The organism is Microbacterium sp. ARD31 (genome assembly GCF_031844425.1).
In genome coordinates this window covers 42,883-55,994 of record NZ_JAUZVE010000020.1, presented here as the reverse complement: position 1 = coordinate 55,994, position 13,112 = coordinate 42,883, and the positions used below count along the sequence as shown (strand labels likewise).

The following is a 13,112-nucleotide window of genomic DNA, read 5'->3' as shown; positions in this document are numbered from 1 at the left end:
GCCTACGGTCGTGGCCTCGCCTCACCCCTGGGGCGGCCGGGCTCCGCAGGCGCGTCCTGCGCGGCGACCGGGATCCGTGAACAGTGGTCCGACCACATCGGCAGGGGTTGCCCGGCGGGCCGGTCCTCAGGTCCGGCCCGCCGAGGTCCTCAGGGGCGGGCGAGCCGGTCGGCGACGACCGCCCAGACGTCCGGGTCGATGCCCATGCCGATGTGGGTCGAGGCGACCTCGACGTGCTCGGCCTCGGGGGACGTGTGGTCGAGGCACGCCTGCCAGGCGACGATCCCGTCGCGCCGGGAGAAGATGATCGTCAGCGGCACCGGGACGGGGGCCGTCGGGTCGAGCCGCTCGGCGACGCGTCGGGCGTCGGGCCGCGGGCCGCGCTGGTAGGCGCGCGCGACCGTGGTGTGCCGCGGCCCGCCGGTGACCGGCGTGCCGTAGGTGATCACGCGCCGTACGGCGTCGGGGTGGCGCCGGGCGACGTCACGGGCGATGACGCCGCCCAGGCTCCATCCGACGAGGGAGGCGGGCCGGCCGGTCTCCGCCACCAGCTCGAGGACCCGGCCCGAGAGCCGCTCGACGTCGCGCCGCGGGTCGCCGGTGTTGGTGCCGAAGCCCCAGCCGCGGGCGTCGTACCCGAGCCGGAGGAGGTAGCGGCGCAGCGGCAGGCCGGACAGCTCGGGCGCGCGCCAGCCCGGGACGTCGACCACGAGGTGGCCGTCGCCGCGGGGCGCCGAGGACAGGCGCGGCATCGCGCCGAGCAGGCGCACGCCGTCGAGGAGCGAGGCGAGCTCGCCCAGGGCCGTGGCGTTGGCGGGCGGCCCGCTGGGGAGCCCGAGCCGTCCCACGTCAGCGCGGTGCCGCGCCTGGGAGCGCAGTCCGGCCGCGGCCAGCGGGTCGCGCAGGGGGAGGGCTGGCATGCCGCGACTGTACGACCCTGGGTGGAGGGCCGGCGGTGGTCAGGGGCGCGTGCGGTGCAGCCGCGAGACGACCTCGCGGCGCAGCACCTTGCCCATCGGGTTGGTGGGCAGCTCATCGACGAAGACCACGCGGCGCGGCACCTTGTAGGGCGTCAGCGCCTCGCGCGAGTGCGCTCGCAGCTCGTCGGGCTGCACCGGGACCCCCTCGACCAGCACCACGGCGGCGACGACCTCCTCGCCGCCCTCCTCGTGCGGCAGCCCGACCACGGCGACGTCCACGACCCCGGCGTGCGTGCGGATCACGGCCTCCACCTCCGACGGGTAGACGTTGAACCCGCCGGTGATGATGACCTCCTTGATGCGGTCGACGACCGTCAGGAACCCGTCGGGCGACATGGTCACCACGTCACCGGTGCGGAACCACCCGTCGTGGAAGGCGGCCGCCGTCTCCTCGGGCAGGTTGCGGTAGCCGGAGAAGACCTGCGGACCCTTCACGAGCAGCTCGCCGCGCTCGCCCATCGGGACGTCGCGGTCGAGGTCGTCGGGGTCGGCGATGCGTACGTCGACGTCCGGGAAGGGCACGCCGATCGCGCCCGGCCGCCGCGCGCTCGTCATCGGGTTCCCGACGACCACCGGCGAGGTCTCGGTGAGGCCGTAGCCCTCGACGAGCAGCCCGCCCGTGGCCCGCTCCCACCGCTCGACGAGCGCAGCGGGCAGCGGCATCGCACCCGACAGCGCGTAGCGGATGCCGCGGATGGAGACGCCGCGACGCTCCGCCTCGTCGACGATGCGCTGGTAGAGCGGTGGGACGGCCGGCACGAAGCTCGGCACCTCCCGCGCCACCGCGTCCATGATCAGGCCGATCTCGGGCTTGGGCAGCAGCACCAGCTTGGCCGCCAGCGTCAGGCCGAGCAGCACGCTGACGGTCACGCCGTAGGCGTGGAACAGCGGCAGCGCGACGAGGAAGGACTCCCGGCCCGCCTGGAGGCCCGGCACCCAGGCGCGCCCCTGGAGCACGTTGGCCACGAGGTTGCGGTGCAGGAGGGGGACGCCCTTCGGCACGCCGGTCGTGCCGGAGGTGTAGAGCAGCAGCGCGACGTCGTCCTTCGCAGGGCGCGGGTGCGCGTCGTCCAGCGGCGCGGAGGAGGCGAGGTCGTCCCACCGCATCGCGCCGGGCGCCGGAGCGGTGAGCTGCTCCCGGGCGGCCCGCGCCCGCGGGACCGGCAGGCGCAGCGCGAGGCGCGTGCGCCAGGGCAGCCGGGTCGTCATGTCGACGGCGACGACGTGCTCGAGGGCGGAGCCGGCGACGAGCTCCTCCACGACCGGCACGACCTTGTCCCACACGATCGCGACGCGGGCGCCGTGGTCGGCGAACGGGCCGCGCAGCTCGGCGGCGGTGTAGAGCGGGTTGTGCTCCACGACGGCGGCACCGAGGCGCAGGACCGCGAGGAACGCGATCACGTTCTGCGGGCAGTTGGGCATCACCAGGGCCACGTTGTCCCCGGGCCGTACGCCGAGGGCGTGCAGGCCGCCCGCCACGCGTCGTACGTCCGCGTCGACCTCGGCGTAGGTCGAGACCCGGCCGAGGAAGTCGAGCGCCGGCCGGTCGGCGTGCAGCCGGACGGCGTCCTCCCAGAGGTCGAGCACGGTCGTGTCGCCGTACTCCAGGTGCAGGGGCACGCCCGGCGGGTAGGAGGCGGCCCAGGGAGGCTGTCGGTCGGACACGCCAGGTCTCGCTTTCGATCGGGCAGGGGGGTGTGGCCCCAACGTATCGAGACGGTCCGGACGAGGCAGGAGCAGTTCGGTCCCGTCGCAGGGGACCTACGCCCCTGACGACGCGGTCCCCGACGGCCGAGGCTGGGGTCAGCAGACGACGGCGACCAGCCGCGAACACTGGAGGCGACCATGCACACCGCGAGCAGACCCGGCACCCACCCCACCGACGCGATCTCCCGGGTCATGGTGTGGCCGGTGGCCATCGTGCCCGGCGAGGCGACGCTGCTGGAGGTCGCCGAGGCCCTCGCGGCCGACGGCATCGGCGCGGTGTGCGTCGTGGAGAACGGCCACCTGGCGGGCGTCCTGTCCGAGCGCGACATCGTGCACCACCTCGCCCAGGGGTCGAACCCGGAGCACGTGACGGCGGCGGACGTGATGACCACCGACCTCGTCACCGCCCGCCCGAAGGACACGGTCCTCGACACCGCCCGCCGGATGGTCGAGGCGCAGGTGCGCCACCTCCCGGTGATCGACGGTGACCTCATCGCCGGCTTCGTCTCGATGCGCGACCTCTTCGAGGTGCTCGTCTACGACGCCGGGCACGACGAGGACGTCGTGGTGGTGCCGAGCGGCACCCGCGTGGTCGTCCGGCAGGACTGAGGCGCCCGGCCCGTCAGAGGGCCGCGACGACCTCGGTGCCCTGCTTGATCGCGCGCTTCGCGTCGAGCTCGGCGGCCACGTCGGCCCCGCCGATGAGGTGCGCCTCGCGGCCGAGGCCGTCGTAGAGGTCGCGCACCGAGTCCTGCCCGGCGCACACGACGATCGTGTCGGCCTCGATCACCCGCGCGACGCCGTCCACGGTGACGTGCAGGCCGGCGTCGTCGATGCGGTCGTAGGTCGCGCCGCTCACCATCGTGACCCTCGACTGCTTCAGCACCGCGCGGTGCGCCCAGCCCGACGTCTTGCCCAGCCCGATGCCGATCGGCGTCGTCTTGCGCTGGACGAGGGTCACCTCGCGCGTGGGCGTGCGCGGCTTGGCCTCGGTGAGCCCGCCCTCGTGCAGCGCGGGGTCGCCGACGCCCCAGTGGGCCATCCAGTCGTCGAGGTCCTCCTCCTCGTGGGTGAGGAAGACGCTGACGTCGACGCCGATCCCGCCCGCGCCGATCACCGCGACCCGCTGGCCGGGGACGACGGCGCCGCTCAGCACCTCGGCGTACGACGCCACGCTCGGGTGGTCGATGCCCGGGATCTCCGGGATGCGGGGCTCGACCCCCGTCGCGACGACGACCTGGTCGAAGCCGGCGAGGTCGGCGGCCGACGCCTCGGTGGAGAGGCGCACGTCGACGCCGAGGACGTCGAGCCGGCGGGTGAAGTAGCGCAGCGTCTCGGCGAAGTCCTCCTTGCCGGGCACCTGCATCGCGAGGCGGAACTGGCCGCCGATCGACGGCGACCTCTCGAAGAGGGTGACCGCGAACCCGCGCTCGGCGGCGGACGTCGCCGCCGCGAGGCCCGCCGGCCCGGCGCCCACGACGGCGACGGTCTGCTTGCGCAGGGTCGGCATCAGCACGAGCTCGGTCTCGTGGCAGGCGCGGGGGTTCACCAGGCAGGACGCGCGCTCGTTGGAGAACACGTGGTCGAGGCAGGCTTGGTTGCAGGCGATGCAGGTGTTGATCTCGTCGGCCCGCTCGTCCATCGCCTTGGCGACGAACGCCGGGTCGGCGAGCAGCGGTCGCGCCATCGAGACGAGGTCGGCCTCGCCGGCGGCGAGGATGTCCTCGGCCAGCTCGGGGGTGTTGATCCGGTTCGACGCGCACACCGGCACGTCGACGACCTGCTTGAGCCGCGCGGTGTGCGAGCGCCAGGCGCCGCGGGGGACCTGCGTGATGATCGTGGGCACCCGCGCCTCGTGCCAGCCGATGCCGGTGTTGAAGACGGTCACGCCGGCGGCCTGCAGGTGCAGCGCCAGCTCGGCGGTCTCCTCCCAGGTCTGCCCGCCCTCGACGAGGTCGAGCAGGGAAATCCGGTAGACGATGGGGAAGTCGGGCCCGACCAGCTCGCGCGAGCGGCGTACGACCTCGACGGCGAAGTGCATGCGGCGGGCCGCCGAGCCGCCCCACTGGTCGTCGCGATCGTTGGTGCGGGCGGCCAGGAACTGGTTGATGAGGTAGCCCTCGGACCCCATGATCTCGACCGCGTCGTAGCCGGCCTTGCGGGCCAGGGCGACGCTCTTCGCGAACGCCGTCGCGGTGTGGTCGACCTCCTTGCTCGACATCGCGCTCGGCTTGAAGGGCGTGATCGGCGACTTCTTGTCCGACGCGCTCTGCGAGAGCGGGTGGTAGCCGTAGCGGCCGGCGTGCAGGACCTGCAGCGCGACGGCGCCGCCCGCGTCGTGCACCGCGCCGGTGATCCGCTCGTGGCGCATCGCGTGGAGGCGGTTGGTCATCTCGGAGGCGAACGGCTTGAGCCAGCCGCGCTTGGTCGGCGCGTAGCCGCCGGTGATGATCAGGCCGACGCCACCCCGCGCGCGCTCGGCGAAGAAGGCGCCGAGCTTGTCGATGTCCCACGGGTGGTCCTCGAGGCCGGTGTGCATCGAGCCCATCACCACGCGGTTGCGGAGGGTGAGCGCGTCCTCGCCGGCGCCGAGCGTGAGCGGCTCGAGGAGGTGGGGGTAGGTGGGGTGCGTCATGCGGTGTCTCTCTCGGTGGTTGAGGTGCCAGCGGCGCGGGCCTCGAAGCCGTGGGCGTCGAGGTACTCGCTGAGCCAGTCGATCCAGAACTGCTCCAGCCGGATGCCGCCGCGCAGCACCAGCCAGCGGTCGCGGACGCCCGGCTCGAGCGCGCCCGGGTCGGGGAACTGCTCGCGCTCCATCTGCTCGTAGGCCGCGAGCCGCACCGCGTGGTCGGCCCGGGCGTCGGCGACGTGGCGCAGCAGCGTCGCGCGGTCGCCGTACGACGCCCCGCGCAGCTTGACGGCCACCTCGCTGCGGAACGCCTCGGCGGGCATCGGCGTGGCCAGCCAGTCGGCCAGCACCTCGCGACCTCGGGGCGACGGGGTGTGGACGCGCTTGTCGGGGCGGCCCTCCTGCTCGACCACCTCGACGGTGACCCAGCCGTCGGCCTCCATCCGCGCGAGCACGCGGTAGATCTGCTGGTGGGTGGCCTGCCAGAAGAAGCCGAGCGACCGCTCGAAGCGCCGGGTCAGCTCGAGCCCGCTCGCCGGGCGCTCGCTGAGCGCGACGAGGAGGGCGTGCTCGAGGGCCATGGCGTCATGGTGCCCGACCTATGCAACGAGTTGCAAGGTGCGGTGCGTCACTCGGGTCCTGCCCGGGTAGTCCAGTGAGCAATGGCTGCCCGAAAGCCGATAGGAGGACCGTTCGCCACTGGACTACCTGACCCGACAGACGCTCCGGCATGGTCCACCCTGAAACGGTCGTCGACGGGGCCTACTGACAGCCGCTCGCATCTCTCACTCGAAACCGGGGGGAACGTGGGTCAGCCGCTCCTCGGTGGTGAGGCCGTCGTGCGGGGTGGACTCGTCCGCCCAAGGTGCCCCGTTGGCGAGCCACTCGGCTCGGTAGCGACGGGCCCCCTCGGGGGATGCGTCCTCGTAACCGGCCTCGACCTCGCAGCACGGGCAGATGTCGAAGTCCGGGCTCTCGCCGTCGTCGCCCCATGGCGGTGTCGGCCAGCGGTAGCCGCACACGCGGCAGTTGTGGAGGTCACCCATCGTCGGCCCACGCCTCGACGAAGGAGTAGCCCGAGACCCGATCGTCGATCCGGTCGCGGTCGCGACGGAGCCGCGAGGCTGCGTCCCGCACGTCGCGGATCGCCCCGGTGAACGCGGCGTGCGTGACGTTGTCCTGCCCCATGTGCTCCTGATGCCCCGACGCGTGCCACCGAAACCCCCGCTCGCGGTCCGGCGCCCGATGACAGTGGTGCTGTCATGATCGACCGCATGACGTACGAGCTGGGGCAGGGGACCGGGCCGCTGCGAGGCGTGAAGGTCGTCGAGATCGCCGGGATCGGGCCCGGCCCGCACGCGTGCATGATCCTCGCCGACCTCGGTGCCGACGTGATCCGCGTCGACCGGCCCGGGGGCAACCCGCTGTCCGCCGGCGACAAGGACCTGCTCAACCGCGGCCGGCCGAGCGTCGCGCTCGACCTCAAGCGGCCCGAGGCGGTCGCGGCGGTGCTCGACCTGGTCGAGCAGGCTGACGTGCTCGTCGAGGGGATGCGCCCGGGCGCCGTCGAGCGGCTCGGCCTCGGCCCGGAGGACTGCTGGGCGCGCAACCCGCGCCTGGTCTTCGGCCGGATGACCGGCTGGGGCCAGGAGGGGCCGTGGGCCGAGGTCGCCGGTCACGACATGAACTACATCGGCATCAGCGGCGCGCTCCACGGCCTCGGCCAGGACCGCTCCCGCCCGCACTTCCCGAGCAACCTGCTCGGCGACTTCGGGGGCGGGTCGACGTACCTCGTCATCGGCGTCCTCGCCGCCCTCCTCGAGGCGCGGGCGAGCGGGCAGGGGCAGGTGGTCGACGCGGCGATCGTCGACGGCACCGCCCACCTGAACGCGATGGCCTCGACCTTCGCCGCCCTCGGCCTCGACCCGGGTCGCCGCCGGTCCGGCCTGCTCGACGGCGGCACCCCCTGGTACGACCTCTACGAGACGGCCGACGGGCGGCACATGAGCGTCGGCGCGCTCGAGCCGCAGTTCTGGGCCGAGCTGGTCGCGCGCATCGGGGTCGACCTGCCCGACCGCGACGACCCGGCCAACCTGCGCGCCATCCGCGACGCGCTCACCGCCCGGTTCAGGGAGCTCACGCAGGCCGAGTGGTGCGAGGTCTTCGACGGCACCGACGCGTGCGTGGCCCCCGTGGTGCCGCTCGCCGACGCTCCGGACCATCCCCACCTTGCCGCCCGCGGCACCTTCGTCGCCCTCGACGGCGTGACCCAGCCCGCCCCGGCGCCGCGGTTCTCCCGGACGACCTCGTCCATCCGCAGCGCCCCGCCACTGCCGGGCGAGCACACCCGCGAGGCGCTGGCCGCGTGGGGCGTCGCCGACGTGGACGCCCTCATCGACTCGGGCGCCGCAGTCCAGACTTAGCGGCATGCGCCCCTTCCTGTTCCTCGGCACCCGGGCCGAGGACGACGTCGCCCAGCAGGAGTACGACGCCGTGCTGGCCGGCTGCGGCCTGCGCCCCGACGAGCTGGTGCGCGTCCGCCTCGAGCAGGGTCCGCTCGGCCCGGTCGACCTCGCCGACTGGTCGGGCATCGTCCTGGGCGGCGGGCCTTTCAACGCCTCCGACCCCGAGGAGGCGAAGTCGGAGGCGCAGCGCAGCGCCGAGGCGGACCTGCGCGGCCTCGCGCGGCAGGTCGTCGCGGCCGACTTCCCCTTCCTCGGCGCCTGCTACGGCATCGGCGTCCTGGGCGGGCTGGGCGGCGGGGTCGTCGACCGCACCTACGGCGAGCCGATCGGCGCGCTGCCCGTCCGGCTGACCGACGAGGGGCGGGCCGACCCGCTCTTCGGCGTCCTGCCCGCCGAGTTCGCGGCCTACCTCGGCCACAAGGAGGCGGTCTCGCGCCTGCCCGACGGCGCGGTCCTGCTGGCCTCGACCGCCACCTGCCCGGTGCACGCGTTCCGGCTCGGGCGCAACGTCTACGCCACGCAGTTCCACCCCGAGCTCGACGCGGTCGCGATCTGCGACCGCATCGACGCCTACAGCGCGCACGGCTACTACCAGCCGCACGAGCGCGAGGCGCTCAAGGCTGCGGCCCGCGAGGCGATGGTCACCGAGCCGGTCCGGCTGCTCGCGAGGTTCGTCGAGCTCCACGCGCGCGGCTGACGGGTCTCGAGGCTCGCTCGGCTCGCACCTGATCGACGGGTGGCGGAGGTCGGGACGTTCGGCCCTACGGTGGCAGCCGGGACCCGCCTAGCGTCGTGTCATGGACGAGCCGATCACCCGGATGAGCACCGAGGAGTGCTGGGACTTCCTCGACCGCCAGGAGCTCGGGCGCCTGGCCTACCACCTCCTCGAGGAGGTGCACATCGTCCCGGTCAACTACGCCGTGGACCGCGACCACTCCGGGCGCCGCACGCTGCTGTTCCGCACGGCCGAGGGGTCGAAGCTCATCGGCGTGGTGATGAACGCCGACGTCGCCTTCGAGGCCGACCACATGGACGAGGAAGCGGCGGCCAGCGTGATCGCGCGCGGTCGCGCGCGGGTGCTGGACGAGGTCGAGGAGCACCGCGCGGAAAACGTCCCGCTCCGGCCGTGGGTCGCGACCCCGAAGTACAACGTCGTCGAGGTCGAGATCACCGAGATCAGTGGACGTCGCTTCCAGCTGACCAAGCCGTGGGAGCACATGATCCCCGAGTGATGTAACTCGTAGTTACAAATGGGGCCGCATCGCCTAGTCTCGGGAGCGTGAGCGACCACGTCGACGTGCTGATCATCGGTGCCGGGCTCTCCGGCATCGGCGCCGCGGCGCACCTGGCCAAGGACCTGCCGGGGACGTCGTACGCCGTCCTGGAACGGCGCGCGGCGAGCGGCGGCACGTGGGACCTCTTCCGCTACCCCGGCGTCCGCTCCGACTCCGACATGTTCACCCTCGGCTACCGCTTCCGGCCCTGGCGCGGCACCACCGCGCTCGCGGACGGCGCCTCGATCCTGCGCTACGTCCGCGACACCGCGCGGGCCTACGGCGTCGACCGGCACATCCGCTACGGCCACCACGTCACCTCCGCGGCCTGGGACAGCGACACCGCGCGCTGGACGGTGACGGCGGAGGTCGACGGCGAGCCGCGGCAGGTGACCGCCGACTTCCTCTGGGCCTGCAGCGGCTACTACGACTACGACCAGGGCTACACCCCGCACTTCGAGGGGCAGGAGCGCTTCGCCGGCCGGGTCGTGCACCCGCAGCACTGGCCCGAGGACCTCGACCACGAGGGCAAGCGGGTCGTGGTGATCGGCTCGGGGGCGACCGCGGTGACGCTGGTCCCCGCCCTGGCCGCAAGCGGGGCGGACCGGGTGACGATGCTGCAGCGCTCCCCGACGTACGTCCTCCCGCTGCCCGCGCAGGACGGCTTCGCCCGCCGGGCCCGCCGGCTGCTCGGCGACCGGCTGTCGTACCCGCTCGTGCGCGCCAAGAACATCGGCGTGGCCACCGCGCTCTACCAGCTCAGCCGGCGCCGGCCGCGACTCGTGCGTCGGCTGATCCGGGCCGCCAACGTCAGGCTGCTCCCCGAGGGCTTCGAGGTCGACACCCACTTCAAGCCGGCCTACGACCCCTGGGACCAGCGGCTGTGCCTGGTGCCCGACGGCGACCTCTTCCACGCCATCGGCTCCGGGCGGGCCGACGTGGTCACCGGGCGGATCCGGACCTTCACCGAGACCGGCATCGAGCTGGAGTCCGGCGAGCACCTCGAGGCGGACGTCGTGGTCACGGCCACCGGCCTCAACGTGCGGGTCTTCGGCGGCGCCGAGCTCGTGGTCGACGGGGCCACCGTCAAGCCGCACGAGACGATGGCCTACCGCGCGATGATGCTCAGCGGCGTCCCGAACTTCGCCTTCACGATCGGCTACACCAACGCGTCGTGGACGCTGAAGGCCGACCTCGTCGCGGAGTACGTCGTCCGGCTGCTGCGCCACCTGCGCGAGACCGGCGCCCGGTCGGTCGTGCCGGTCCGGGACCCGTCGGTGGCGGAGGTGCCGCTGATGGACTTCGACGCCGGCTACGTCCAGCGGGTGGTCCACACGCTGCCCCGGCAGGGCGCCGTGGCCCCGTGGCAGCTCAAGCAGAACTACCTCCACGACGCCCGCACGCTCCGGCGTGGGCGCATCGACGACGGGGTCCTGTCGTTCCAGTGAGGCGCGCCCGCCGGGTCCTCGTCCCCGCCGGGGCATGAGGGAGGATCGCGACATGTCCCGCGACGAGAGCTACGACGTCCTCGGCACGCGCGAGCACCCCTCGCTCGGCCTCGACACCTTCGGCGACGCGCCGGTGGGTGCCGCTCCCGCGAACCATCCCGAGACGATCCGCGAGGTCGTCGAGGAGGCGGTGCTGGCCGACCGCGTCGGCATCGACTACATCGGGCTCGGCGAGCACCACCGCCCCGACTACGCGATCACCGCGCCCGACGTGGTGCTGGCCGCGATCGCCGGCCGCACCCAGCGGATCCGGCTCGGCACCGGCGTCACGGTGCTGTCCAGCGACGACCCGATCCGGGTCTACCAGCGCTTCGCGACCCTCGACGCCGTCTCCGGCGGCCGTGCCGAGGTGCAGCTGGGTCGCGGCTCGTTCATCGAGTCGTTCTCCCTCTTCGGCCTCGACCTGCAGGACTACGACCGGCTCTTCGCCGAGAAGCTCGACCTGTTCGCGGCCCTGCAGTCCGAGGGGCCCGTGAGCTGGGAGGGCTCGATCCGCCCGCCGCTGGAGGGCAAGCAGGTGTACCCGCCGACCGCCGCGGGTCGACTCCCGGCCTGGATCGCCGTCGGCGGCACCCCGGAGTCGGTGGTGCGCGCCGCGAGGTACGCCATGCCGCTGGTGCTCGCCGTGATCGGTGGTTCCCCGGAGGGGTTCGTCCAGCTGGCCGACCTCTACCGCCGCGCCCTGGCGGAGCTCGGCCACCCCGAGCTACCCGTCGGCATGCATTCCCCGGGGCACGTCGCGGCGAGCGACGAGGAGGCCCGCGAGCAGCTCTACCCCCACCAGGCCGAGCTCTTCACCCGGATCGGGCGCGAGCGCGGCTGGGGCCCCTACAGCCGGGTGGCGTTCGAGCAGGGTGCCTCGCCGAAGGGGGCGCTGTTCGTCGGCTCGCCCGACACAGTCGCCGCCAAGATCGCATGGGCGGTGCGTACGCTCGGGCTCTCGCGCTTCCAGCTGAAGTACTCGGTCGGCGCGCTGCCCCACGAGCAGCGGATGGAGTCGGTCCGGCTCTACGGCGAGGAGGTCGTGCCGCGGGTGCGGGCCCTCCTCGCGGAGGGCTGAGGTCCAGACCACTGCCGCGTTCATGGAAGCGCTCCCAGTGACTGGAACGTGACAATCACGCGCCCCATTGACACTCCATGTGACCGCGGTCATAGTGATGCCCGGACGGAAGTGGAAGCGCTCTCACACCTCACGCTCACCGTCCACCTCCAGGCCGGACACCCTGTCCGGCGCTTCGCAGGACGGCAGGAGTGCAGTGGTGCAGACACGGAAGACCCGGCGGGTGCGACTCGCCACGAGCGCGCTCTTGGCGCTCACCCTCGCCTCGACGGCGGCCGCGTGCGGCGGTGACAGCGAGGATGGCACGACCGCGGACGGCAAGATCAAGCTCACGGTCGCGACCTTCAACGAGTTCGGCTACGAAGAGCTCATCAAGGAATACAACGCGATGCAGGACGACGTCGTCGTCGAGCAGAAGAAGGCCGGCACGGCCAACGAGCACCAGGACAACCTCTACACCAAGCTGGCGGCCGGCTCGGGGCTGTCCGACATCGAGGCGATCGAGGTCGACTGGTGGTCGGCGCTGATGGAGCAGTCCGACGCCTTCGTCGACCTGACCGACCCCGAGGTCGAGGGCCGTTGGCTGGACTGGAAGACCGAGGCGGCCACCACCCCCGACGGCAAGCTCATCGGCTACGGCACCGACATCGGCCCCGAGGGCATCTGCTACCGCGCCGACCTGTTCAAGAAGGCCGGGCTGCCCACCGACCGCGAGAAGGTCGCGTCCCTCTTCGAGGACTGGGACACCTACTTCGAGACCGGTCGCGAGTTCGTGAAGAAGGTGCCCGACACCGCCTGGTACGACAGCTCCGGCGGCACCGCGCAGGCGATGATCAACCAGACCGAGTACTCCTTCGAGGACGAGGACAACAACGTCATCGCCGCCGACAACCCGGACGTGAAGGCGGTCTTCGACACGGTCACTGCCAACGTCGCCGACGGACTCACCACCGGGCTGACCCAGTGGAGCGAGGACTGGACCGCGGCGTTCCAGAACGACGGCTTCGCGACGATGGCGTGCCCGGGCTGGATGCTCGGCGTCATCGAGGGCAACGCCGACGGCGTCGAGGGCTGGGACATCGCCAACGTGTTCCCCGGCGGCGGCGGCAACTGGGGCGGCTCCTACCTGACGGTGCCCGCCCAGGGTGAGCACCAGGAGGAGGCCAAGGAGCTCGCCAAGTGGCTCACCGCGCCCGAGCAGCAGATCAAGGCGTTCGAGGCCAAGGGCACCTTCCCGAGCCAGGTCGACGCGCTCGACGACCCGGCCCTGACCGGCGCCACCAACGCGTTCTTCAACGACGCCCCGACCGGCAAGATCCTGGCCGAGCGGGCCGAGGCCGTGCCGTTCATCCCGCACAAGGGCCCGAAGTTCGCCGACATCAACACCGCCTTCCAGCAGGCGATCCAGCGGGTCGACGAGGGGCAGGAGACGCCCGACGAAGCCTGGGAGTCCTTCCTGGCCGACGTCGAGCGACTGGGCTGATCCCAC

13 protein-coding genes are annotated in these 13,112 nt (G+C 72.9%); 7 read left to right on the top strand and 6 right to left on the bottom strand.

Annotated features, from left to right (window positions below; translation table 11 throughout):
- Positions 1–149: 149 nt before the first annotated feature.
- Both Q9S36_RS31335 and Q9S36_RS31330 read right to left on the bottom strand, forming a co-directional pair.
- Positions 150–920, bottom strand: coding sequence for an alpha/beta hydrolase (locus Q9S36_RS31335; protein WP_311288746.1), 771 nt, complete (start codon positions 918–920; stop codon positions 150–152).
- A 39-nt stretch (positions 921–959) separates the two neighbouring features.
- A complete protein-coding gene (locus tag Q9S36_RS31330) occupies positions 960–2,645 on the bottom strand; it encodes a long-chain-fatty-acid--CoA ligase (protein WP_396653880.1) in 1,686 nt (561 codons plus the stop codon).
- A gap of 180 nt (positions 2,646–2,825) precedes the next feature.
- Here Q9S36_RS31330 and Q9S36_RS31325 point away from each other — a divergent pair, with 180 nt between their 5' ends.
- The gene (locus Q9S36_RS31325; RefSeq protein ID WP_311288744.1) at positions 2,826–3,296 is read left to right on the top strand and encodes a CBS domain-containing protein; all 471 of its coding nucleotides are present in this window, start codon (positions 2,826–2,828) and stop codon (positions 3,294–3,296) included.
- Between the two features lie 13 nt (positions 3,297–3,309).
- Here Q9S36_RS31325 and Q9S36_RS31320 read toward each other — a convergent pair whose 3' ends face one another.
- The 4 genes from Q9S36_RS31320 to Q9S36_RS31305 all read right to left on the bottom strand — a co-directional run bounded on the left by Q9S36_RS31320 (position 3,310) and on the right by Q9S36_RS31305 (position 6,504).
- Entirely contained in the window at positions 3,310–5,322 is a 2,013-nt protein-coding gene (locus Q9S36_RS31320; RefSeq protein ID WP_311288743.1) for an NADPH-dependent 2,4-dienoyl-CoA reductase, read from the bottom strand.
- Complete coding sequence (locus Q9S36_RS31315) at positions 5,319–5,897, bottom strand: PadR family transcriptional regulator (RefSeq protein WP_311288742.1); 579 nt, start codon at positions 5,895–5,897, stop codon at positions 5,319–5,321. The genes Q9S36_RS31320 and Q9S36_RS31315 overlap by 4 nt, the downstream gene beginning before the upstream one ends.
- A gap of 204 nt (positions 5,898–6,101) precedes the next feature.
- Complete coding sequence (locus Q9S36_RS31310; RefSeq protein ID WP_311288741.1) at positions 6,102–6,362, bottom strand: hypothetical protein; 261 nt, start codon at positions 6,360–6,362, stop codon at positions 6,102–6,104.
- The gene (locus Q9S36_RS31305) at positions 6,355–6,504 is read right to left on the bottom strand and encodes a hypothetical protein (RefSeq protein ID WP_311288740.1); all 150 of its coding nucleotides are present in this window, start codon (positions 6,502–6,504) and stop codon (positions 6,355–6,357) included. Before Q9S36_RS31305 ends, Q9S36_RS31310 begins: the two co-directional genes overlap by 8 nt.
- 86 nt (positions 6,505–6,590) lie before the next feature.
- On the opposite strand from Q9S36_RS31305, the gene Q9S36_RS31300 reads away from it, so the two are divergent.
- The 6 genes from Q9S36_RS31300 to Q9S36_RS31275 all read left to right on the top strand — a co-directional run bounded on the left by Q9S36_RS31300 (position 6,591) and on the right by Q9S36_RS31275 (position 13,106).
- The gene (locus Q9S36_RS31300) at positions 6,591–7,739 is read left to right on the top strand and encodes a CaiB/BaiF CoA-transferase family protein (RefSeq protein WP_311288739.1); all 1,149 of its coding nucleotides are present in this window, start codon (positions 6,591–6,593) and stop codon (positions 7,737–7,739) included.
- 4 nt (positions 7,740–7,743) lie between these two features.
- Positions 7,744–8,478, top strand: coding sequence for a glutamine amidotransferase (locus Q9S36_RS31295; RefSeq protein ID WP_311288738.1), 735 nt, complete (start codon positions 7,744–7,746; stop codon positions 8,476–8,478).
- 100 nt (positions 8,479–8,578) lie between these two features.
- The gene (locus Q9S36_RS31290) at positions 8,579–9,013 is read left to right on the top strand and encodes a pyridoxamine 5'-phosphate oxidase family protein (RefSeq protein WP_311288737.1); all 435 of its coding nucleotides are present in this window, start codon (positions 8,579–8,581) and stop codon (positions 9,011–9,013) included.
- 47 nt (positions 9,014–9,060) lie between these two features.
- Positions 9,061–10,503, top strand: a complete 1,443-nt coding sequence (locus Q9S36_RS31285) for an NAD(P)/FAD-dependent oxidoreductase (protein WP_311288736.1) — start codon at positions 9,061–9,063, stop codon at positions 10,501–10,503.
- Between the two features lie 52 nt (positions 10,504–10,555).
- Positions 10,556–11,623, top strand: coding sequence for an LLM class flavin-dependent oxidoreductase (locus tag Q9S36_RS31280; RefSeq protein ID WP_311288735.1), 1,068 nt, complete (start codon positions 10,556–10,558; stop codon positions 11,621–11,623).
- Positions 11,624–11,822: 199 nt separating this feature from the next.
- Positions 11,823–13,106 (top strand): extracellular solute-binding protein, encoded by a 1,284-nt coding sequence (locus Q9S36_RS31275; RefSeq protein ID WP_311288734.1) that lies wholly within the window; start codon positions 11,823–11,825, stop codon positions 13,104–13,106.
- Positions 13,107–13,112: the final 6 nt, after the last annotated feature.

Excerpts from the sequence above, each read along its gene's own strand:
- Q9S36_RS31335 (WP_311288746.1), bottom strand. The coding sequence starts at position 920 with ATGCCAGCCCTCCCCCTGCGCGACCCGCTGGCCGCGGCCGGACTGCGC.
- Q9S36_RS31325 (WP_311288744.1), top strand. The coding sequence starts at position 2,826 with ATGCACACCGCGAGCAGACCCGGCACCCACCCCACCGACGCGATCTCC.
- Q9S36_RS31320 (WP_311288743.1), bottom strand. The coding sequence starts at position 5,322 with ATGACGCACCCCACCTACCCCCACCTCCTCGAGCCGCTCACGCTCGGC.
- Q9S36_RS31315 (WP_311288742.1), bottom strand. The coding sequence starts at position 5,897 with ATGGCCCTCGAGCACGCCCTCCTCGTCGCGCTCAGCGAGCGCCCGGCG.
- Q9S36_RS31310 (WP_311288741.1), bottom strand. The coding sequence starts at position 6,362 with ATGGGTGACCTCCACAACTGCCGCGTGTGCGGCTACCGCTGGCCGACA.
- Q9S36_RS31305 (WP_311288740.1), bottom strand. The coding sequence starts at position 6,504 with ATGGGGCAGGACAACGTCACGCACGCCGCGTTCACCGGGGCGATCCGC.
- Q9S36_RS31300 (WP_311288739.1), top strand. The coding sequence starts at position 6,591 with ATGACGTACGAGCTGGGGCAGGGGACCGGGCCGCTGCGAGGCGTGAAG.
- Q9S36_RS31295 (WP_311288738.1), top strand. The coding sequence starts at position 7,744 with ATGCGCCCCTTCCTGTTCCTCGGCACCCGGGCCGAGGACGACGTCGCC.
- Q9S36_RS31290 (WP_311288737.1), top strand. The coding sequence starts at position 8,579 with ATGGACGAGCCGATCACCCGGATGAGCACCGAGGAGTGCTGGGACTTC.
- Q9S36_RS31280 (WP_311288735.1), top strand. The coding sequence starts at position 10,556 with ATGTCCCGCGACGAGAGCTACGACGTCCTCGGCACGCGCGAGCACCCC.